This is a genomic window from Clostridium chauvoei, assembly GCF_002327185.1.
Taxonomy (GTDB): Bacteria; Bacillota; Clostridia; order Clostridiales; family Clostridiaceae; genus Clostridium; species Clostridium chauvoei.
The window spans coordinates 1-22958 of the sequence record NZ_CP018624.1 but is presented as its reverse complement, the minus strand read 5'-3'; the positions used below and the strand labels follow the sequence as shown (position 1 = coordinate 22958).

General features: G+C 37.5%; 11 protein-coding genes, 3 tRNA genes and 6 rRNA genes. All 20 read right to left on the bottom strand.

What is annotated here, in order from left to right; genetic code table 11:
• Positions 1 to 16 precede the first annotated feature (16 nt).
• The 20 genes from BTM21_RS00100 to dnaA all read right to left on the bottom strand — a co-directional run bounded on the left by BTM21_RS00100 (position 17) and on the right by dnaA (position 22958).
• Positions 17 to 250, bottom strand: a complete 234-nt coding sequence (locus tag BTM21_RS00100) for a DUF1667 domain-containing protein (protein ID WP_021876652.1) — start codon at positions 248 to 250, stop codon at positions 17 to 19.
• Positions 251 to 265: 15 nt separating this feature from the next.
• Positions 266 to 1678 (bottom strand): NAD(P)/FAD-dependent oxidoreductase, encoded by a 1413-nt coding sequence (locus tag BTM21_RS00095; protein WP_021876651.1) that lies wholly within the window; start codon positions 1676 to 1678, stop codon positions 266 to 268.
• Between the two features lie 24 nt (positions 1679 to 1702).
• Positions 1703 to 2209, bottom strand: coding sequence for a transcription repressor NadR (locus BTM21_RS00090; protein WP_079480990.1), 507 nt, complete (start codon positions 2207 to 2209; stop codon positions 1703 to 1705).
• A gap of 15 nt (positions 2210 to 2224) precedes the next feature.
• Positions 2225 to 2728, bottom strand: coding sequence for an HD domain-containing protein (locus BTM21_RS00085; RefSeq protein WP_021876649.1), 504 nt, complete (start codon positions 2726 to 2728; stop codon positions 2225 to 2227).
• A 116-nt stretch (positions 2729 to 2844) separates the two neighbouring features.
• Positions 2845 to 2920 (bottom strand) — tRNA-Ala (locus BTM21_RS00080).
• A 6-nt stretch (positions 2921 to 2926) separates the two neighbouring features.
• Positions 2927 to 3043, bottom strand: a 5S ribosomal RNA gene (rrf, locus tag BTM21_RS00075).
• A gap of 50 nt (positions 3044 to 3093) precedes the next feature.
• Positions 3094 to 5997 (bottom strand): 23S ribosomal RNA (locus BTM21_RS00070).
• Between the two features lie 230 nt (positions 5998 to 6227).
• Positions 6228 to 7742 (bottom strand): 16S ribosomal RNA (locus tag BTM21_RS00065).
• Positions 7743 to 8342: 600 nt separating this feature from the next.
• Positions 8343 to 8418 (bottom strand) — tRNA-Ala (locus BTM21_RS00060).
• A gap of 5 nt (positions 8419 to 8423) precedes the next feature.
• Positions 8424 to 8500 (bottom strand) — tRNA-Ile (locus BTM21_RS00055).
• 7 nt (positions 8501 to 8507) lie between these two features.
• Positions 8508 to 8624: ribosomal RNA gene (gene rrf, locus BTM21_RS00050) — 5S ribosomal RNA — on the bottom strand.
• Positions 8625 to 8737: 113 nt separating this feature from the next.
• Positions 8738 to 11640: ribosomal RNA gene (locus BTM21_RS00045) — 23S ribosomal RNA — on the bottom strand.
• 230 nt (positions 11641 to 11870) lie between these two features.
• Positions 11871 to 13385 (bottom strand): 16S ribosomal RNA (locus tag BTM21_RS00040).
• Together the 16S, 23S and 5S rRNA genes with 3 tRNA genes alongside form the textbook arrangement of a ribosomal RNA operon.
• Before the next feature lie 586 nt (positions 13386 to 13971).
• Positions 13972 to 16533 (bottom strand): DNA gyrase subunit A, encoded by a 2562-nt coding sequence (gene gyrA / locus BTM21_RS00035; protein ID WP_021876893.1) that lies wholly within the window; start codon positions 16531 to 16533, stop codon positions 13972 to 13974.
• Positions 16534 to 16554: 21 nt separating this feature from the next.
• Complete coding sequence (gyrB, locus tag BTM21_RS00030; RefSeq protein WP_274536739.1) at positions 16555 to 18471, bottom strand: DNA topoisomerase (ATP-hydrolyzing) subunit B; 1917 nt, start codon at positions 18469 to 18471, stop codon at positions 16555 to 16557.
• A gap of 59 nt (positions 18472 to 18530) precedes the next feature.
• Positions 18531 to 18791, bottom strand: a complete 261-nt coding sequence (gene remB / locus BTM21_RS00025) for an extracellular matrix regulator RemB (RefSeq protein WP_021876891.1) — start codon at positions 18789 to 18791, stop codon at positions 18531 to 18533.
• Between the two features lie 15 nt (positions 18792 to 18806).
• Positions 18807 to 19892 carry a DNA replication/repair protein RecF gene (gene recF, locus BTM21_RS00020; RefSeq protein ID WP_079480989.1) on the bottom strand — a complete coding sequence of 362 codons (1086 nt, stop codon included), beginning with the start codon at positions 19890 to 19892 and terminating at the stop codon, positions 18807 to 18809.
• A gap of 84 nt (positions 19893 to 19976) precedes the next feature.
• Positions 19977 to 20183 carry a S4 domain-containing protein YaaA gene (gene yaaA / locus BTM21_RS00015; RefSeq protein ID WP_021876889.1) on the bottom strand — a complete coding sequence of 69 codons (207 nt, stop codon included), beginning with the start codon at positions 20181 to 20183 and terminating at the stop codon, positions 19977 to 19979.
• A gap of 58 nt (positions 20184 to 20241) precedes the next feature.
• Positions 20242 to 21342, bottom strand: a complete 1101-nt coding sequence (gene dnaN, locus BTM21_RS00010; protein ID WP_021876888.1) for a DNA polymerase III subunit beta — start codon at positions 21340 to 21342, stop codon at positions 20242 to 20244.
• Positions 21343 to 21599: 257 nt separating this feature from the next.
• Positions 21600 to 22958 carry a chromosomal replication initiator protein DnaA gene (dnaA, locus tag BTM21_RS00005; protein WP_021876887.1) on the bottom strand — a complete coding sequence of 453 codons (1359 nt, stop codon included), beginning with the start codon at positions 22956 to 22958 and terminating at the stop codon, positions 21600 to 21602.

Below are 22958 nucleotides of genomic sequence, written 5' to 3'. Positions count from 1 at the left end.
GACTTATTTTTTTAAATTATTCTCTCTCTAAAGTTCTAGTACAAATTATATCAATTCCTGTATTTAGTATATTTTTGCATATAATATCACCAGATTGGATAGGTATATTAACATAAATTCTACTTAATACTTTAGATAACTCTACCCATAAAGCCTTATCTACAAATTCACTACTTTTTATAGGGACCACTTTATATTTTTCACTCCCTTTTACTCTTACAATAGAAGTAAAAATCTCCTTTTCCATCATAGCTACCCCACTTTCTTATACTCCGTCAAATTCCTTTATTCTACTGGATATTATTTTAGACTCCTTTGAATCATCTACAATATCAGTAACCTTTTTATCCAATTCTCTAGCTAAAATATTTATTATTTTTTCATAACAATATGAACCATGACAACTACCAAATCCAGCTCCAGTTCTTCTTTTTACACCCTCAACCGTTCTAGCTCCTAATGGTCTTCTTATGCAATCAACAATTTCGCCTTCAGATATATTATTACAAACACAAACAATTTTCCCATATCTCTCATCTAGAGCTATAACTTCATTAAGTTCTTCTCTATCCATCTCTCTAAATTTATAAAAATATCTTCTTTTGTCTAAGAAATTTTTCTTTAAAGTACATTTTAAATTATTAGTTAAAGTATCACAAAGCATTTTTGCTATAGCTGGTGCCATGGTTATTTTTCCATAGTGTGTTCCTGTAACTCTTATATAACCTCTTTTAATTTCACTATCATCAATTAAAATAGAATCTTTATCATAACTTTCTCTAAATAAATTATTTATATTACTTTTATCTAATCCTATAAGTAGATTATTTACATAATCCAAGTTATCATCTAAACTAGTTTTTTCAGTACTTTTAATTCCTATCAATGAACCCGTTGTTGTTGTAGGAGTACTTAATACAAAAGTATTTTTATCTAAAGTTTCTATAACAATTTTATTTAATTTATTCTTGTAATTATCAGCTACTAATAAATAGCTCATATTTTTAAATTCATTTTCACTTACTTCTGAATTCTTTTCTTCAACTATCCCATTTTCCTGTATATATATCTCATTAGGTATTGTGTTTATAACTACCTTACAAGAAAATTTATTTTTATTCGTAGTAACCTTAAAACCCTTACTTAGATTTTGAATATTTAAAACTTCTTCCTCTAATCTAAAATTAACCCCATTATCAGAGGCAACTTCAGCATAAGCAATAGCTAAATCATAAGGGGCAACTATAGCTACATTCTCTGAGTATAATCCTTTTTTTATATTTGTATTTATATTAGGTTCAATACTATATACCTCTTCCGAATCTATTAACCTAACACCATCTATGCCTCTATTTTTTGCTCTAGCATACATTTCTTCAAGTTTCTTAACACCATTTTCATCATTAACAACTCTTAATGCTCCTATATTTTTAAATGGAACATTAAACTTCTTACATGTATCTTCTAATATTAAATTCCCAATATACTCTAATCCAGCCATTATATTATCCGATGTTTCAGATCCGTCATAAACAACAGATGTATTAACAAATGATATATCATCTGCAATATCATAATCCTTTTCGATAACAGCTATATTAAAATTATATTTAGATAATTCATAAGCTACTGAACACCCTATTATTCCTCCACCTAATATAAGAATATCATAATCCATACCCCTAATACCTCCTGACTTTACTTACAGTAAAAAACCTTTTTCTTTTAACTCCATCTTTATCGACTTCATATCATCCTCTGTATCTGTAGATATAGTATGTAAATGAACCCCATTAGTTAAGTTAGATAAAGGTTTAATGTTCTTATTAATAAACTCATGTTCAAACTTATTTAAATCATTAAGATTCTTTATCATTAAATTACCTCTAATTTCCCCATATAAAGGATGTTCTATAATAACATCTTCTATTATTCCACCATATTTAACTACAGTCTCTAATTCATTTATAGTTTCATTCGTATTATGATTTACCGCAACTATCGATTTTACTTTATTATTACTAACATTATAAATATATCCATCAGGAGTTGCTATAATGGAATTTCCTGCAGCTCTTAAAATAGCTATATCCTTAACTATAATTTGTCTAGTAACATCAAATCTATTCGCTAATTCCATTCCTTTTATGGCTGAATTACTTGCCTTTAACAATTTCATTATTTCTTCTCTTCTTTGTATAGACCGCATCTAACCACCTCTCTTCTAATTTTTATTATCACATTTACTTATTATTTCTAAAATTTTATTGTTATTATCATAATTATAATTATGATGCTGTTTTATAACCTGTAAAAACTCTTCATCATAATTATATTTTCTTAAAATTTTTTCTCCAATTTTAGGATGATTATAATAAATATCTATTTGCTTTATATTATCGTATTTATTAATTTTTCCATTAGTTGCTTTATCTAAAAGAACTACAATAGACTTCTCAAATATATTTAATTTAAACTTACTTTTCCCTATATCATGAAGTAATGCAGCTTTAGCAAGCTTAAAATCATCTACATCTATATTCTCTTGTTCCTTCATTAAAATAGAATCTTTACATACTCTTATACAATGATGTTTATCATTATGTTTTAAAGTATCAAAAAGTTTAATTTCATCACTATTTAAATATTTCCTTAAATAATCATAATCTATTCTTTTAAAATTTGATTCTATTGCCCATAAAAATTGTTTTACTCTATATAATGACATAATCTCACCTATATCTATATAAAATTCATATATAAAAATAATAACACTATATTTTTTATTATCAATTTAAGTTTTTATATAACAAAAAAAGCTACGATATCATCGTAGCTTTTACTTGGTGGAGATAAAGAGATTCGAACTCTTGACCCCTTGCGTGCAAGGCAAGTGCTCTCCCAACTGAGCTATACCCCCAAAATGACCTGGCAACGTTCTACTCTCCCACACAGTCTCCCATGCAGTACCATCGACGCTGTAGAGCTTAACTTTCCTGTTCGGAATGGGAAGGAGTGTTTCCTCTACGCCATCATCACCAGATGTTTCAGATGTTCTCTGAAAATTGCACATGAATTTTTGCCATTTCGTTATTGGTCAAGCCCTCGACCTATTAGTATCAGTCAGCTAAATATGTTACCACACTTACACCTCTGACCTATCAACCTTGTGTTCTTCAAGGGGTCTTACTAGCTTATGCTATGGGAAATCTCATCTTGAGGGGGGCTTCACGCTTAGATGCTTTCAGCGTTTATCCCTTCCCGACTTAGCTACCCAGCCATGCTCTTGGCAGAACAACTGGTGCACCAGAGGTCAGTCCATCCCGGTCCTCTCGTACTAAGGACAGCTCCTCTCAAATTTCCTACGCCCGCGACGGATAGGGACCGAACTGTCTCACGACGTTCTGAACCCAGCTCGCGTGCCGCTTTAATGGGCGAACAGCCCAACCCTTGGGACCTACTACAGCCCCAGGATGCGACGAGCCGACATCGAGGTGCCAAACCTCCCCGTCGATGTGGACTCTTGGGGGAGATCAGCCTGTTATCCCCGAGGTAGCTTTTATCCGTTGAGCGATGGCCCTCCCACGAGGTACCACCGGATCACTAAGCCCGACTTTCGTCCCTGCTCCACTTGTGGGTGTCGCAGTCAGGCTCCCTTCTGCCTTTGCACTCTTCGAACGATTTCCGACCGTTCTGAGGGAACCTTTGGGCGCCTCCGTTACTTTTTAGGAGGCGACCGCCCCAGTCAAACTGCCCACCTAACAATGTCCCGTCACCAGATTCATGGCGTCCGGTTAGAACCCCAATACTGTCAGGGTGGTATCCCAAGGATGACTCCACCAAGGCTGACGCCCTAGTTTCCCAGTCTCCCACCTATCCTGTACAGACAATATCGGAATTCAATGCTAAGCTACAGTAAAGCTCTACGGGGTCTTTCCGTCCAATCGCGGGTAGCGAGCATCTTCACTCGCACTACAACTTCGCCGGATTTGCAGTTGAGACAGTGCCCAAGTCATTACGCCATTCGTGCGGGTCAGAACTTACCTGACAAGGAATTTCGCTACCTTAGGACCGTTATAGTTACGGCCGCCGTTTACTGGGGCTTAAGTTCACACCTTCGCTTACGCTAAGTGTTCCCCTTAACCTTCCAGCACCGGGCAGGCGTCAGCCCCTATACATCAGCTTGCGCTTTAGCAGAGACCTGTGTTTTTGCTAAACAGTTGCTTGGGCCTATTCTCTGCGGCCTACTCTCGTAGGCACCCCTTCTCGCTAACTTACGGGGTCAATTTGCCTAGTTCCTTAACTGCAATTCTTCCGCTGGTCTTAGGATTCTCTCCTCATCTACCTGTGTCGGTTTGCGGTACGGGCACTACTTCTCTCTCTAGATGCTTTTCTTGGAAGCATGGAATCAGATACTTCAGCCTTTTGGCCTTCCCCATCACGCCTCAGAATTGTTGAAACGGATTTGCCTGTTTCAACTCCCTAAACGCTTAGACTAGCATTTCCAATCGCTAGCACATCCTATCCTTCTCCGTCACACCATCGATAATAACGATTGTAGTGGTATCGGAATATCAACCGATTGTCCATCGCCTACGCCTATCGGCCTCGGCTTAGGTCCCGACTAACCCTGGGCGGACGAGCCTTCCCCAGGAAACCTTAGATTTTCGACCTGTGAGATTCTCACTCACATCTCGCTACTAATGCCAACATTCTCACTCGTAATCAGTCCACCGCTCCTTACGGTACGACTTCAGCCCGATTACGACGCTCCTCTACCGCTCATCTTACGATGAGCCCGTAGCTTCGGTGGTAAGTTTGAGCCCCGGACATTTTCGGCGCAGGATCTCTCGACTAGTGAGCTATTACGCACTCTTTCAATGAGTGGCTGCTTCTAAGCCAACATCCTAGTTGTCTTAGAAATCCCACATCCTTTTCCACTTAACTTACACTTTGGGACCTTAGCTGACGATCTGGGCTTTTTCCCTTTTGACCACGGATCTTATCATTCGTAGTCTGACTGCCGGACTAATAGTATATGGCATTCGGAGTTTGATAAGGTTCGGTAAGCGATACGCCCCCTAGCCCATTCAGTGCTCTACCTCCATTACTCATATCCGACGCTAGCCCTAAAGCTATTTCGAGGAGAACCAGCTATCTCCGAGTTCGATTGGAATTTCTCCGCTATCCACAGCTCATCCCATGCTTTTTCAACAGCAACGTGGTTCGGTCCTCCACGGGGTTTTACCCCCGCTTCAACCTGGCCATGGATAGGTCACCCGGTTTCGGGTCTACGGCATGCAACTAGTCGCCCTATTAAGACTCGGTTTCCCTTCGGCTCCGTACCTTAAGTACTTAACCTTGCTACATACCGTAACTCGTTGGCTCGTTCTACAAAAAGCACGTCATCACACTCATATGGTGCTCTGACCGGTTGTAGGCACACGGTTTCAGGTTCTATTTCACTCCCCTCCCGGGGTTCTTTTCACCTTTCCCTCACGGTACTGCTTCACTATCGGTCATCAGGTAGTATTTAGCCTTGGGAGGTGGTCCTCCCTGCTTCCCACAAGGTTTCACGTGTCTCGTGGTACTCTGGATCAGAACTCTAAACCTTTCTGTTTTACCTACGTGGCTATTACACTCTATGGCCTAACTTTCCAGTTATTTTCGGTTACAAATTAGTTTATTTAATGTTCTGTCCGCAACCCCAGAGATAAATCTCTAGTTTGGGCTCTTTCCCTTTCGCTCGCCGCTACTCAGAAAATCGATTTTTCTTTCTCTTCCTCTAGGTACTTAGATGTTTCAGTTCCCTAGGTTTACCTTCCTGTAACTATTTATTCATTACAGGATACATGGGGTTTCCCATGTGAGTTCCCTCATTCGGAAATCTCCGGATCACTGGCTATGTGCGCCTACCCGAAGCTTATCGCAGCTTATCACGTCCTTCATCGGCTCCTGATGCCAAGGCATTCACCATGCGCCCTTTGTAGCTTGACCTTTACGGTTCTCTTTTTACAAAGAGTCAATTTATATCACAAAGAATATTTTTCTTGGCTTGTTGTCACTTCTCAATTAACATTTGTTAATAAAGTTGTTTTAATTCATGTGCAATTTTCAAAGAACAAAATTTTGAAGGATTTTGGTCCTTCAAAATTGAACAGAAGTTAAGATAACTCTTCTTTTGAAATATACTAGTTAATCATCTTGTTAACTAGATTTCTCCATAGAAAGGAGGTGATCCAGCCGCAGGTTCTCCTACGGCTACCTTGTTACGACTTCACCCCAATCGCTGACCCTACCTTAGGTCGCTGCCTCCTTGCAGTTAGCTCACGAACTTTGGGTATTGCCAACTCTCATGGTGTGACGGGCGGTGTGTACAAGGCCCGGGAACGTATTCACCGCGACATGCTGATTCGCGATTACTAGCAACTCCAGCTTCATGTAGGCGAGTTTCAGCCTACAATCCGAACTGAGACAAGTTTTATAGTTTAGCTCCACCTCGCGGTATTGCATCTCGTTGTACTTGCCATTGTAGCACGTGTGTAGCCCTAGACATAAGGGGCATGATGATTTGACGTCATCCCCACCTTCCTCCCGGTTAACCCGGGCAGTCTCGCTAGAGTGCTCAACTAAATGGTAGCAACTAACAATAAGGGTTGCGCTCGTTGCGGGACTTAACCCAACATCTCACGACACGAGCTGACGACAACCATGCACCACCTGTCATCCTGTCTCCGAAGAGACTTCCTCGATTAAGAGTAATGCAGGAGATGTCAAGTCTAGGTAAGGTTCTTCGCGTTGCTTCGAATTAAACCACATGCTCCGCTGCTTGTGCGGGCCCCCGTCAATTCCTTTGAGTTTTAATCTTGCGACCGTACTCCCCAGGCGGGATACTTAATGTGTTAACGGCGGCACGGAAGGAGTTGATACCTCCCACACCTAGTATCCATCGTTTACGGCGTGGACTACCAGGGTATCTAATCCTGTTTGCTCCCCACGCTTTCGAGCCTCAGCGTCAGTTACAGTCCAGAGAGTCGCCTTCGCCACTGGTGTTCTTCCTAATCTCTACGCATTTCACCGCTACACTAGGAATTCCACTCTCCTCTCCTGCACTCTAGACTTCCAGTTTGAAATGCAGCACCCAAGTTGAGCCCGGGTATTTCACATCTCACTTAAAAGTCCGCCTACGCTCCCTTTACGCCCAGTAAATCCGGACAACGCTCGCCACCTACGTATTACCGCGGCTGCTGGCACGTAGTTAGCCGTGGCTTCCTCCTCAGGTACCGTCATTATCGTCCCTGAAGACAGAGCTTTACGATCCGAAAACCTTCATCACTCACGCGGCGTTGCTGCATCAGGGTTTCCCCCATTGTGCAATATTCCCCACTGCTGCCTCCCGTAGGAGTCTGGGCCGTGTCTCAGTCCCAATGTGGCCGATCACCCTCTCAGGTCGGCTACGCATCGTCGCCTTGGTGAGCCGTTACCTCACCAACTAGCTAATGCGCCGCGGGCCCATCTTGTAGCGGATTGCTCCTTTAATTACTGCTCCATGCGAAGCTGCAATATTATGCGGTATTAATCTTCCTTTCGGAAGGCTATTCCCCTCTACAAGGCAGGTTGCCCACGTGTTACTCACCCGTCCGCCGCTAGGTTTGTTCCCGAAGGAACTCTCCTCGCTCGACTTGCATGTGTTAGGCACGCCGCCAGCGTTCGTCCTGAGCCAGGATCAAACTCTCACTAAAAAGTTTAATCTGTGCTCAAATTACTTTGAGTCTTTGTTTTAAGACTTTCAAAAGAATTGCTGGTTATACTTAACTTTTATTCTGTTCAATTTTCAAAGACCATTTTCTTCATCGCCCTCAAGCGACTCATTTATCTTACCATCATTAAAACATTTTGTCAACACTTTTTTGAATTTATTTTAAAACAATTTAAGTTGTTGATTTATCTTTTAATGTAATCTCAAGCACTCTTGCTGAGAACATGACTTATGATATCATCTTAAAAGCTAATAATTCGAGTGTATAACCATTATATATTCAAATTATTAGCTATATACTCTTTTTTTCTATATTATTCTACATTTTTCTTATACTGATACACCTGGGTGAGTTACTATATTTTGTATTAATAGTTCGAATATTCTTCTTATATATCTATATTAAATATAAGATATTTTATTTAATTTAACCATTATAATACTTTTTTATAGTACAATTTATTATTTCTATATCTAACTTCATAAAACTATTTTTTGTTTTAGATAGTTCTCTATTCTTAATAATAATTTAAAATAATTTATTTTATAGCACAAAAAAAGCTACGAAATACTTCGTAGCTTTTGGTGGAGATAAAGAGATTCGAACTCTTGACCCCTTGCGTGCAAGGCAAGTGCTCTCCCAACTGAGCTATACCCCCAAATATGGTGGACCTTCAGGGACTCGAACCCCGGACCTACCGGTTATGAGCCGGTTGCTCTAACCAACTGAGCTAAAGATCCTCAGTTTACCTGGCAACGTTCTATTCTCCCACACAGTCTCCCATGCAGTACCATCGACGCTGTAGAGCTTAACTTTCCTGTTCGGAATGGGAAGGAGTGTTTCCTCTACGCCATCATCACCAGATGCATTGTCACCCCAAATCTATGATTTGGTTGGTGTAAAGCACTTAGCATAGCTAAGTTACCTTTTCAGAGATGTTCTCTGAAAATTGCACATGAATTTTTGCCATTTCGTTATTGGTCAAGCCCTCGACCTATTAGTATCAGTCAGCTAAATATGTTACCACACTTACACCTCTGACCTATCAACCTTGTGTTCTTCAAGGGGTCTTACTAGCTTATGCTATGGGAAATCTCATCTTGAGGGGGGCTTCACGCTTAGATGCTTTCAGCGTTTATCCCTTCCCGACTTAGCTACCCAGCCATGCTCTTGGCAGAACAACTGGTGCACCAGAGGTCAGTCCATCCCGGTCCTCTCGTACTAAGGACAGCTCCTCTCAAATTTCCTACGCCCGCGACGGATAGGGACCGAACTGTCTCACGACGTTCTGAACCCAGCTCGCGTGCCGCTTTAATGGGCGAACAGCCCAACCCTTGGGACCTACTACAGCCCCAGGATGCGACGAGCCGACATCGAGGTGCCAAACCTCCCCGTCGATGTGGACTCTTGGGGGAGATCAGCCTGTTATCCCCGAGGTAGCTTTTATCCGTTGAGCGATGGCTCTCCCACGAGGTACCACCGGATCACTAAGCCCGACTTTCGTCCCTGCTCCACTTGTGGGTGTCGCAGTCAGGCTCCCTTCTGCCTTTGCACTCTTCGAACGATTTCCGACCGTTCTGAGGGAACCTTTGGGCGCCTCCGTTACTTTTTAGGAGGCGACCGCCCCAGTCAAACTGCCCACCTAACAATGTCCCGTCACCAGATTCATGGCGTCCGGTTAGAACCCCAATACTGTCAGGGTGGTATCCCAAGGATGACTCCACCAAGGCTGACGCCCTAGTTTCCCAGTCTCCCACCTATCCTGTACAGACAATATCGGAATTCAATGCTAAGCTACAGTAAAGCTCTACGGGGTCTTTCCGTCCAATCGCGGGTAGCGAGCATCTTCACTCGCACTACAACTTCGCCGGATTTGCAGTTGAGACAGTGCCCAAGTCATTACGCCATTCGTGCGGGTCAGAACTTACCTGACAAGGAATTTCGCTACCTTAGGACCGTTATAGTTACGGCCGCCGTTTACTGGGGCTTAAGTTCACACCTTCGCTTACGCTAAGTGTTCCCCTTAACCTTCCAGCACCGGGCAGGCGTCAGCCCCTATACATCAGCTTGCGCTTTAGCAGAGACCTGTGTTTTTGCTAAACAGTTGCTTGGGCCTATTCTCTGCGGCCTACTCTCGTAGGCACCCCTTCTCGCTAACTTACGGGGTCAATTTGCCTAGTTCCTTAACTGCAATTCTTCCGCTGGTCTTAGGATTCTCTCCTCATCTACCTGTGTCGGTTTGCGGTACGGGCACTACTTCTCTCTCTAGATGCTTTTCTTGGAAGCATGGAATCAGATACTTCAGCCTTTTGGCCTTCCCCATCACGCCTCAGAATTGTTGAAACGGATTTGCCTGTTTCAACTCCCTAAACGCTTAGACTAGCATTTCCAATCGCTAGCACATCCTATCCTTCTCCGTCACACCATCGATAATAACGATTGTAGTGGTATCGGAATATCAACCGATTGTCCATCGCCTACGCCTATCGGCCTCGGCTTAGGTCCCGACTAACCCTGGGCGGACGAGCCTTCCCCAGGAAACCTTAGATTTTCGACCTGTGAGATTCTCACTCACATCTCGCTACTAATGCCAACATTCTCACTCGTAATCAGTCCACCGCTCCTTACGGTACGACTTCAGCCCGATTACGACGCTCCTCTACCGCTCATCTTACGATGAGCCCGTAGCTTCGGTGGTAAGTTTGAGCCCCGGACATTTTCGGCGCAGGATCTCTCGACTAGTGAGCTATTACGCACTCTTTCAATGAGTGGCTGCTTCTAAGCCAACATCCTAGTTGTCTTAGAAATCCCACATCCTTTTCCACTTAACTTACACTTTGGGACCTTAGCTGACGATCTGGGCTTTTTCCCTTTTGACCACGGATCTTATCATTCGTAGTCTGACTGCCGGACTAATAGTATATGGCATTCGGAGTTTGATAAGGTTCGGTAAGCGATACGCCCCTAGCCCATTCAGTGCTCTACCTCCATTACTCATATCCGACGCTAGCCCTAAAGCTATTTCGAGGAGAACCAGCTATCTCCGAGTTCGATTGGAATTTCTCCGCTATCCACAGCTCATCCCATGCTTTTTCAACAGCAACGTGGTTCGGTCCTCCACGGGGTTTTACCCCCGCTTCAACCTGGCCATGGATAGGTCACCCGGTTTCGGGTCTACGGCATGCAACTAGTCGCCCTATTAAGACTCGGTTTCCCTTCGGCTCCGTACCTTAAGTACTTAACCTTGCTACATACTGTAACTCGTTGGCTCGTTCTACAAAAAGCACGTCATCACACTCATATGGTGCTCTGACCGGTTGTAGGCACACGGTTTCAGGTTCTATTTCACTCCCCTCCCGGGGTTCTTTTCACCTTTCCCTCACGGTACTGCTTCACTATCGGTCATCAGGTAGTATTTAGCCTTGGGAGGTGGTCCTCCCTGCTTCCCACAAGGTTTCACGTGTCTCGTGGTACTCTGGATCAGAACTCTAAACCTTTCTGTTTTACCTACGTGGCTATTACACTCTATGGCCTAACTTTCCAGTTATTTTCGGTTACAAATTAGTTTATTTAATGTTCTGTCCGCAACCCCAGAGATAAATCTCTGGTTTGGGCTCTTTCCCTTTCGCTCGCCGCTACTCAGAAAATCGATTTTTCTTTCTCTTCCTCTAGGTACTTAGATGTTTCAGTTCCCTAGGTTTACCTTCCTGTAACTATTTATTCATTACAGGATACATGGGGTTTCCCATGTGAGTTCCCTCATTCGGAAATCTCCGGATCACTGGCTATGTGCGCCTACCCGAAGCTTATCGCAGCTTATCACGTCCTTCATCGGCTCCTGATGCCAAGGCATTCACCATGCGCCCTTTGTAGCTTGACCTTTACGGTTCTCTTTTTACAAAGAGTCAATTTATATCACAAAGAATATTTTTCTTGGCTTGTTGTCACTTCTCAATTAACATTTGTTAATAAAGTTGTTTTAATTCATGTGCAATTTTCAAAGAACAAAATTTTGAAGGATTTTGGTCCTTCAAAATTGAACAGAAGTTAAGATAACTCTTCTTTTGAAATATACTAGTTAATCATCTTGTTAACTAGATTTCTCCATAGAAAGGAGGTGATCCAGCCGCAGGTTCTCCTACGGCTACCTTGTTACGACTTCACCCCAATCGCTGACCCTACCTTAGGTCGCTGCCTCCTTGCGGTTAGCTCACGAACTTTGGGTATTGCCAACTCTCATGGTGTGACGGGCGGTGTGTACAAGGCCCGGGAACGTATTCACCGCGACATGCTGATTCGCGATTACTAGCAACTCCAGCTTCATGTAGGCGAGTTTCAGCCTACAATCCGAACTGAGACAAGTTTTATAGTTTAGCTCCACCTCGCGGTATTGCATCTCGTTGTACTTGCCATTGTAGCACGTGTGTAGCCCTAGACATAAGGGGCATGATGATTTGACGTCATCCCCACCTTCCTCCCGGTTAACCCGGGCAGTCTCGCTAGAGTGCTCAACTAAATGGTAGCAACTAACAATAAGGGTTGCGCTCGTTGCGGGACTTAACCCAACATCTCACGACACGAGCTGACGACAACCATGCACCACCTGTCATCCTGTCTCCGAAGAGACTTCCTCGATTAAGAGTAATGCAGGAGATGTCAAGTCTAGGTAAGGTTCTTCGCGTTGCTTCGAATTAAACCACATGCTCCGCTGCTTGTGCGGGCCCCCGTCAATTCCTTTGAGTTTTAATCTTGCGACCGTACTCCCCAGGCGGGATACTTAATGTGTTAACGGCGGCACGGAAGGAGTTGATACCTCCCACACCTAGTATCCATCGTTTACGGCGTGGACTACCAGGGTATCTAATCCTGTTTGCTCCCCACGCTTTCGAGCCTCAGCGTCAGTTACAGTCCAGAGAGTCGCCTTCGCCACTGGTGTTCTTCCTAATCTCTACGCATTTCACCGCTACACTAGGAATTCCACTCTCCTCTCCTGCACTCTAGACTTCCAGTTTGAAATGCAGCACCCAAGTTGAGCCCGGGTATTTCACATCTCACTTAAAAGTCCGCCTACGCTCCCTTTACGCCCAGTAAATCCGGACAACGCTCGCCACCTACGTATTACCGCGGCTGCTGGCACGTAGTTAGCCGTGGCTTCCTCCTCAGGTACCGTCATTATCGTCCCTGAAGACAGAGCTTTACGATCCGAAAACCTTCATCACTCACGCGGCGTTGCTGCATCAGGGTTTCCCCCATTGTGCAATATTCCCCACTGCTGCCTCCCGTAGGAGTCTGGGCCGTGTCTCAGTCCCAATGTGGCCGATCACCCTCTCAGGTCGGCTACGCATCGTCGCCTTGGTGAGCCGTTACCTCACCAACTAGCTAATGCGCCGCGGGCCCATCTTGTAGCGGATTGCTCCTTTAATTACTGCTCCATGCGAAGCTGCAATATTATGCGGTATTAATCTTCCTTTCGGAAGGCTATTCCCCTCTACAAGGCAGGTTGCCCACGTGTTACTCACCCGTCCGCCGCTAGGTTTGTTCCCGAAGGAACTCTCCTCGCTCGACTTGCATGTGTTAGGCACGCCGCCAGCGTTCGTCCTGAGCCAGGATCAAACTCTCACTAAAAAGTTTAATCTGTGCTCAAATTACTTTGAGTCTTTGTTTTAAGACTTTCAAAAGAATTGCTGGTTATACTTAACTTTTATTCTGTTCAATTTTCAAAGACCATTTTCTTCATCGCCCTCAAGCGACTCATTTATCTTATCATTTGTTTTTGTTATTGTCAACAACTTTTTTAAAATTTATTTTCTAAGTTGTTTTCAATTTGTTGCCGCATCTCTCAGCGACGAGATTTATCTTACCATCTAAAACAAAATCTGTTTTCGTCTTTCATGTTGTTTAAATGAATTTATTTTTATTTTACTTAATTTTTCTTATTTTTACTTAGTTTTTCTATTTATGATACACGTGGTTAAGGTTACTGCAATTAGTATGTGTTTTTTACTTTAATATCAATTTAAAAACCTCTTTTTTTATGCTTTAACCATAAATTTTCTATAAAAAACCCACTATATTGAGATTTATTTTAAATTTATTAAATAAAAAAAGATGTAATGTATATAGAATAATTCTATTCATTACATCTCTCTTTATTAACTTATTGTTATATATTGTGGCCTATACATACAACCCTTGCACATATATACTCATATTAGTTATCTTCTTCAGATCTTTCAATAAGCTCATTAAGATTATTGTCAATTTCCTTATTTCCATCTAAAACAGCTTCTGATGTCTCTACTGCGACTTCGCTATTATTTTCATCCATTGAAATTTGAACGTCCTTTTCTTCATCGCCACCTGTTATTTTAGCTATAGCTACAACCTGTTCTTCTTCACTAGTTCTCATAAGTGTTACGCCCATAGCAGACCTACTTGTTACTGATATATCTAAAACATTTATTCTTATAGCTACTCCACTTGTATTTATAAGCATTAACTCATCTTCAACCTTACATACTGTAGCTCCAACTAACTTACCAGTCTTTTCACTTATTTTATAAGTTATAAGACCTGTTCCACCTCTTTTTTGTCTCTTATATTCACTAACAGGTGTTCTCTTACCAAATCCATTTTCACTTATAACTAATAGATCTTCACCTTCTACAGCTATATCCATACACACAGCTACATCATCTTCTCTAAGATTTATAGATTTAACTCCTGCTGCTGTTCTACCCATTGGTCTTACATCTTGCTCATTGAACTTAATAGCATTACCATCTTGAGTTGCAATTATTATATCTGCATCTCCTCTAGTAACTTTAACCTTAAGTAATTCATCTCCATCTCTTAAATTTATAGCTATTAATCCATTCTTTCTAAGATTTTTGAAATCAGATAATGGAGTTTTCTTAACTAATCCTTGTTTTGTACCCATAAATAAGAATCCATCACTAACATCATCTCTAACTGTTAACACAGTCTCAATTCTCTCGTCTTGTTCTATAGCTATTAGATTTATAATATTAGTTCCTTTTGCAGTTCTTCCTGCATCAGGAATTTCATATGCTCTTAACTTGTATACTCTTCCTCTATTTGTAAAGAATAATACATCTGAATGAGTTGAAGTTATATTAACATGTTCTACGAAGTCATCTTCTTTTGTAGACATAGCTTGAATACCTCTTCCCCCTCTTCTTTGAGCAGAATAAGTATCAGCTGATATTCTCTTTATATATCCTGTATGAGTTAATGTAACAACAACTTCTTCTTCTTGAATAAGATCTTCAATATCTATTTCATTTACAACTTTTTCAATTGAAGTTCGTCTTTCATCATTGTATTTAGCCTTTATTTGTAATAATTCATCTTTAATTACACTTAAAAGTTTTTCTTCACTTGCAAGTATTGAGTTTAAATAATCTATTAACTTCATAAGTTCCGCATACTCTTCTTCAATCTTATCTCTTTCAAGACCAGTAAGTCTTCTTAGTCTCATTTCTAAGATAGCAGTAGCTTGCTTATCACTTAAATCAAATCTCTCTATTAATGTATTTTTAGCAATCTCTGAAGTTTTTGAACTTCTAATTATGCTAATTACTTCATCAATATTATCAAGTGCTATTCTTAACCCTTCTAAGATATGAGCTCTTGCTTCAGCCTTATTTAACTCGAATGTAGTTCTTCTTGTAATAACTTCTTTTTGGAATGTTATGTAGTTATCTAATACTTGCTTTAAATTTAGTATTTGTGGTTCGTTGTTAACTAGAGCTAACATTATAACACCGAAAGTATCTTGCATTTTAGTATGCTTATATAAAAGATTTAATACTACATTTGGATTAGCATCTTTTTTAAGCTCTATTACTATTCTCATACCTTCTCTATCAGATTCATCTCTTAAATCTGATATTCCAACTATCTTTTTATCTTTAACTAAATCAGCTATATTTTCTATAAGTTTAGCTTTATTTACTTGATATGGTATTTCAGTAACCACTATCTTGTGTCTATTATTTTCTTCTTCTATTTCAGCCTTTGCTCTAACAACTATTCTACCTTTACCAGTTTCATAAGCTGCTCTTATCCCAGCCTTACCCATTATAGTTGCTCCAGTTGGGAAATCTGGTCCTTTAATTAAAGTCATTAATTCTAATACTGTAGTTTCTGGATTATCTATAAGCATTATAGTACCATCTATAACTTCACCTAAGTTATGAGGTGGTATATTAGTAGCCATACCAACGGCTATACCTGAAGATCCATTAACTAAAAGATTTGGATATCTTGATGGTAATACTTCTGGTTCTTTTTCTTCGCCATCAAAGTTAGGAATAAAATTAACAGTATCTTTATTTATATCTCTTAGCATCTCAGCCGCAATTTTATTCATCTTTGCTTCTGTATATCTCATTGCAGCTGCATTATCACCATCTACAGACCCAAAGTTTCCATGTCCATCTACTAACATATATCTCATTGAAAAATCTTGAGCCATTCTTACAAGTGCATCATACACTGATGAATCACCATGTGGATGATATTTACCTAAAACTTCCCCTACTATTCTTGCACATTTTCTATATCCCTTTTCTGGAGATAATCCTAATTCTTGCATAGAATAAAGTATTCTTCTATGAACAGGTTTTAGTCCATCTCTAACATCTGGTAATGCACGACCAACTATAACACTCATAGCATAATCTATATAACACTTTTTCATTTCCCTATTTATATCAACAGGTATAACTTTTCCCTCGTTTAAACTCATGTACTTCACCTCGTTCTAGTACTAAATATCTAAATTGCTTACTTTCTTAGCATTTTTTGTAATAAATTCTCTTCTTGGTTCAACTTTATCACCCATTAGAATAGTGAATATTTCATCTGCTGCTATAGCATCTTCTATTGTTGCCTTTAATAAAACTCTTCTTTCTGGATCCATTGTTGTTTCCCATAATTGAGTAGCATTCATTTCTCCAAGACCTTTGTATCTTTGAATATTAGTTGAGTTATCCTTACCTCCAACTTCAATTAACAGCTTTTCAAGTTCTTGATCAGAATAAGCATAGTATTCCTTTTTGTTCTTCTTAACTTGATAAAGTGGTGGTTGTGCTATATAAACGTGCCCTTGTTCTAATAACTCTCTCATATATCTATAGAAGAATGTTAATAATAATGTTCTTATATGAGCTCCATCTACATCAGCATCTGTCATTATTATTATTCTATTGTATCTTATCTTTTCTAAATCAAAGTCTTTTCCTATTCCAGCTCCAAAAGCTGTAACCATTGATCTTATAGAGTCAGAATTAAGTATCTTATCTAATCTTTGTTTTTCAACGTTCATTATTTTACCCTTTAGAGGTAAAATAGCTTGGAATTTTCTATCTCTTCCTTGCTTAGCTGAACCACCCGCTGAATCCCCTTCGACTATATAAATTTCACATTCCATAGGATCTTTAGATGAACAATCTGCTAATTTCCCAGGTAATGATGAACGTTCTAATACTGATTTTCTTGTTAATTCTCTTGCTTTTCTTGCTGCATCTCTAGCTCTAGCTGCCATTAAAGCCTTTTCTATTATAATCTTACCAACGTTAGGATTCTCTTCTAAGAATACTGAAGCTCCCTCTGCTAATATAGAATCAACAATACCTCTTACTTCTGAATTACCTAACTTTGTTTTTGTTTGACCTTCAAATTGTGGTTCTGATATCTTTATAGATACAACTGCAGTCAACCCTTCTCTAATATCATCTCCTGAAAGGTTTTTATCATTTTCTTTTATATGACCAAACTTCTTAGCATAATCATTTATTACTCTTGTTAAAGCAGTTTTAAAACCAGCTAAGTGAGTCCCACCTTCTATTGTGTCTATGTTATTAGCAAATGAATATAAATTTTCACTATATCCATCGTTATATTGAAGTGATATTTCCGCTATAATTCCATCTTTTTCACCTTCAACATAGATTGGTTCTGGATGAAGAACTTCTTTATTCCTATTAAGATATAAAACAAATTCTTTTATTCCACCTTCATAAAGATAATTTTCTACTCTTTCTTCATCTTCTCTCTTATCTTTAAGTGTTATGCTTATTCCTTTATTTAAAAAAGCTAACTCTCTTAATCTATTTGATAAAATATCAAAATCATATTCCGTTTCTTCGAATATTTCTAAATCTGGTTTAAACTTTACTTGTGTACCATGTTCATCAGATTCTCCTATTTTAGATAACTCACTTAAAACATTTCCTCTTGAGTATTTTTGTTGCCATATAGCGCCTTCTCTTTTTACAGTAACTTCACACCACTCTGATAATGCATTTACAACAGATGCACCAACCCCATGAAGACCACCAGATACTTTGTATCCTCCTCCACCGAATTTACCACCAGCATGTAATACAGTCATAATTACTTCTACAGTTGATTTTCCCATTTTAGGGTGTATTCCTGTAGGCATACCTCTACCATCATCTATTACTGTTATAGAGTTATCCTCATTTATGGTAACTTCTATATTTTTACAGAATCCAGCTAGTGCTTCATCAATACTATTATCTACTATTTCATAAACTAAGTGATGTAATCCTCTAGAACTTGTACTTCCTATATACATTCCAGGTCTTTTTCTAACTGCTTCTAATCCTTCAAGAACCTGTATCTGACTTTCATCATAATTTTGTTTATTTTGTTCCAACATAATTTCCTCCTAAAATCACATATTTTATTATAATCACATTGAAGGTTTAAATATTGGACTTATGGATTATAATCTATATTTGTTCTTTTGGTTAAAGTTGAAGATGATATTGGTGATAAATATATCTTGCTCATTTTATTCACTTCCGCTATAACAAAAGACTTTGGTTTCTCTTTAGATATCTTCTCTACAAATCCATCTTCTTCTGCCATTCTTAAGAATGCACTTGTATCAGAGCTATACATAGTCGTTTGTAAATCAAAAATCCCTATTACGTCTTTAATAGGAACTACTACATTTTCTCCTAAATGTAAAAACATATGAATTCCTCCTTGCTAGTTTAGGATTTCTCCATTTTTAACTTTAAAAACCTTAGAATTTTCATCTAAATAATCTGTTAAATCCTCTATCCCTGTACAAGTTATTACAGTTTGAATTTCGCCAATAGTCTTAAGAATATATCTTTTCCTACTAAAATCTAATTCAGATAATACATCATCTAGTAAAAGAACAGGGTATTCTGAAGTTAACTCTTTTATTATTTTTAAAGATGCAAATTTTATTGTTAACACAGCTGACCTTTGCTGTCCTTGAGATCCAAAACTCTTTGTATCTACACCATTTATAAGAGTTGAAAAATCATCTCTATGCGGTCCAACGCTAGTTATTCTTCTTTCTATGTCCTTTTTTCTGTTTTTCTTTAATAGTTCATAGAAATCAGCTTTTACGTTCTCTAAATTTTTTATTAAAGTTATATATTTAAACTCAATGTCTTCCTTACCAGAGGATATATCCTTATGTATACTTTTTCCGTAAAGATTTAATTTCTCTATATACTTAAGTCGTTCTATTATTATATTATGACCATAATTTGCCAATTGTATATCATAAATATCTAATATTTCTTCATCTATTCTTTTATTTTTTAAAATTATATTCCGTTCATTTAAAACCTTATTATATTGAACTAGATTATAATAATATTTTGAATTTAATTGGCATAATTCCATATCCATAAATTTTCGCCTTATTCCTGGCGAATCTTTTATTATTTTTAAATCCTCTGGTGAAAACATAACTACATTAAAGTTTCCAAATAGTTCTCCTATTTTTGTAACTTTAACTTTATTTATTCTTATTGCCTTCTTACCGTCTTTTAAAATAGTTATATCTATTTTTTTATCTAATCTATCTTTACCTACAGTAAGACTTACATATGCATTCGAGCTATCCCAATTTAAAAGTTCTCTATCCCTAGAAGTTCTATGTGATTTGGCAAATGCACAATAATACATAGCTTCTAGTATATTAGTTTTTCCTTGAGCATTGTCACCCATAAATACATTTACATATTTTCCAAGATCAATATCTAGTGCTTTATAGTTTCTATAATTCAACATTTGTAGTCTTTTAATATACATTTTTAACACCTATTTAATTATATCATAGTTAGATGAGTAAAAAGTGATTATAGAAAATTTTTAAGTAATAATAAGATTAATCAACTATATAACCTTATATTCTGCTCCTTCAAATTCTACTATATCTCCAGGTCTAATTTTTTTTCCTCTTTGGGTACAAACTTCACCATTTACTTTAACCATTTCTTCTAGAACATAAATTTTAGCTTCTGATCCTAAAGAAGCAACTCCACACCATTTTAAAAATGAATCTAATTTTATAAACTCAGTATTTATTTTTATTTCTTGCATATCTAACTAATCAGTGAATATTTATTCTAATTTTATTCACTAATTTACACCTCCATCTCTATCTTATTAATCTTACAGGTAAAACTAAGTATTTAGCATTTTCCATATTTTTTCCTTTTATAACACAAGGACTTACACTTGAAGTCATTTGCATAACTACTTCATCATCTTCCATAGTTTTAAGAACATCTAATAAATATCTTGAATTAAATGCAATTTGAATATCTTCACCTTGCAGATTTATCGAAACTTCTTCCCTTACTTTTCCCAATTGAGAATTAGATGTGATAATTAACGTATCCTCTTGAACATCTAATTTTATTAAATTACTATTTCCGTCCTTAGCCATAAGAGATGCTCTTTCAATACAATTTTGTAATTTTTGTTTATTAACATTTACAAGTATTTTATATTCTTGAGGTAAAAGTGATTCATAGTTAACAAATTTTCCATCTAATAATCTAGAAATAACTTTTGTATCATTCAAATTAAATAAAATATGATTGTTCGTAAATGTTATTTTAACTATATCTGATATATCTTCTAGTATTTTTGAAACTTCATTTAATGTTTTTCCAGGTATAACAACTTCTATTTCGTTATCATTATCTAAAAATTCACTTTTAACAGCTAATCTATATCCATCTAATGCAACTAAATTAAGAGTTTTGTTTTTAACTTCAAAAAGAATACCTTGAAGAATTGGTCTAGTTTCATCTTGAGCTATAGCAAAAGCAGTTCCTTTTATCATATTTTTTAATATGTTTTGTGGAACTTCAACTGTTAAATTTTCATTTATACTTGGTAAAGATGGATAGTCTTCTCCATTCATATAAACTAAGTTAAATACTGACTTCTCACAAGTTATTTGTATTATATTATTTTCTAATGTTTCTATTTTTACTTCTGAATTTGGTAACTTTCTTATTATTTCACTAAAAATCTTAGCATCAATAACGATTTTACCTTCTTCTAAAACATCTGCTATTAATTTAGTTTCTATAGATACGTCCATATCTGAACCAATTAAAGTTAAACCATGTTTAGTTGCACATATATATATACCTTCTAAGATAGGCATTGTTGTTTTTCCAGTTATAGCTTTAGTTGCTATAGAAATAGCTTCTTGTAATTTTTGTTTTTCACATATAAAAATCATAAAATACCTCCTAAGTTATAAACAATGATTAGTATACTAAATAAGATAATATAGATATATATATTAATAATAATAGTAGTAGGGGCTGTGGATATGTGGAAAAGTACTCTCAGCCCTTATAATCATTAGATTTTTTATAAAAAAATATTGTGGATAAGTAGAGCAAAAAAACAATACGTTATCCACATTAATAACAAGCAATATGCTTTCGAAAAGTTATCCACACATAATTCTATAAAGTTATGTACATTTGTTGATTAATTTTGAGTGAGTTTCTTTGTTATATCATTTACTGTATGTTGTAGACTTTCATCTGTATTTAAACTATCAGAAATCTTTTCGTAAGCATGAATTACAGTAGTATGATCTCTACCCCCAAATTCTTCACCAATTTTAGGTAAAGACATATCTGTAAGTTTTCTACTTAAGTACATAGCTATTTGTCTAGGATACGATACATTCCTAGTTCTTCTTTGAGACTTTAAATCTTCTACTCTTAGATTAAAGTATCCAGAAACTACATCTTGAATTACATCTATTGTAATATTTTTATTTTGTTTATTTGAAATAATGTCTTTTAACGCTTCAGTAGCTAAATCTACTGTAATATCCCTATTAGTTAAAGAAGAGTAAGCTACTATTCTTATTAAAGCACCTTCTAATTCTCTGATATTTGATTTAATTTTTGTCGCTATATAAACCATAACTTCATTTGCAACATTAAGCTTTTCTACATCAGCTTTTTTCTTTAAAATAGCCATTCTTGTTTCAAAGTCTGGAGCTTGAATATCAGCAATAAGACCCCATTCGAATCTAGATCTAAGTCTATCTTCTAAAGTTGGAATTTCTTTTGGTGGTCTATCTGATGATAGAATAATTTGCTTATTTGCATCATGAAGAGCATTAAAAGTATGGAAAAATTCTTCTTGAGTTCTTTCTTTTCCAGCAATAAATTGAATATCATCTATTAAAAGAACGTCAACATTTCTGTATCTTGTTCTAAATTCTTCATTTTTATCATCTTTAATTGCATTGATAAGTTCATTTGTAAATTTTTCAGATGATACGTATGCAACTTTAGCATTTGAATTATTCTGTTGTATATAATGACCTATCGCATGCATTAAGTGAGTCTTACCAAGACCAACTCCTCCATAAATAAAAAGCGGATTATATGCTTTAGCTGGAGATTCAGCAACTGCTAATGACGCGGCATGAGCAAATCTATTACTATTACCGATTACAAATGAATCAAAAGTATACTTTGGATTTAATGTACAAGACATTTCATCATTTACAGTAACAGATGATGTATTTTTTACATTTGCTTTTTTTACTTCAACTTCTTCTTCAGCTTCTTGAAGATCAGATTCTATTAAAAATTCTACCTTATATAATTTAGAGCAAGCAGCTTCAATAGAGTTTACAACTAAATCTTTATATCTTTTCTCTAAAATATCTTGGGTAAAAGAATTAGGAACACTGATTTTTATTTCGTGGGAAGACATAGAAATTGGTTCGCAACTTTTGATCCAAGTATTAAAACTAACTTCACTCATTTCACCTTTTATAATATTTAATGTTTTTTCCCATAATGATTTTAGCTCAGTATCCAT

Bases quoted from the DNA above. Each gene is read 5' to 3' on its own strand.
- yaaA (WP_021876889.1), bottom strand. From the start codon at position 20,183: ATGCAAGAAATAAAAATAAATACTGAGTTTATAAAATTAGATTCATTT.
- dnaA (WP_021876887.1), bottom strand. From the start codon at position 22,958: ATGGATACTGAGCTAAAATCATTATGGGAAAAAACATTAAATATTATA.
- BTM21_RS00090 (WP_079480990.1), bottom strand. From the start codon at position 2,209: ATGCGGTCTATACAAAGAAGAGAAGAAATAATGAAATTGTTAAAGGCA.
- BTM21_RS00100 (WP_021876652.1), bottom strand. From the start codon at position 250: ATGATGGAAAAGGAGATTTTTACTTCTATTGTAAGAGTAAAAGGGAGT.
- gyrB (WP_274536739.1), bottom strand. From the start codon at position 18,471: ATGTTGGAACAAAATAAACAAAATTATGATGAAAGTCAGATACAGGTT.
- gyrA (WP_021876893.1), bottom strand. From the start codon at position 16,533: ATGAGTTTAAACGAGGGAAAAGTTATACCTGTTGATATAAATAGGGAA.
- dnaN (WP_021876888.1), bottom strand. From the start codon at position 21,342: ATGATTTTTATATGTGAAAAACAAAAATTACAAGAAGCTATTTCTATA.
- remB (WP_021876891.1), bottom strand. From the start codon at position 18,791: ATGTTTTTACATTTAGGAGAAAATGTAGTAGTTCCTATTAAAGACGTA.
- BTM21_RS00085 (WP_021876649.1), bottom strand. From the start codon at position 2,728: ATGTCATTATATAGAGTAAAACAATTTTTATGGGCAATAGAATCAAAT.
- recF (WP_079480989.1), bottom strand. From the start codon at position 19,892: ATGTATATTAAAAGACTACAAATGTTGAATTATAGAAACTATAAAGCA.
- BTM21_RS00095 (WP_021876651.1), bottom strand. From the start codon at position 1,678: ATGGATTATGATATTCTTATATTAGGTGGAGGAATAATAGGGTGTTCA.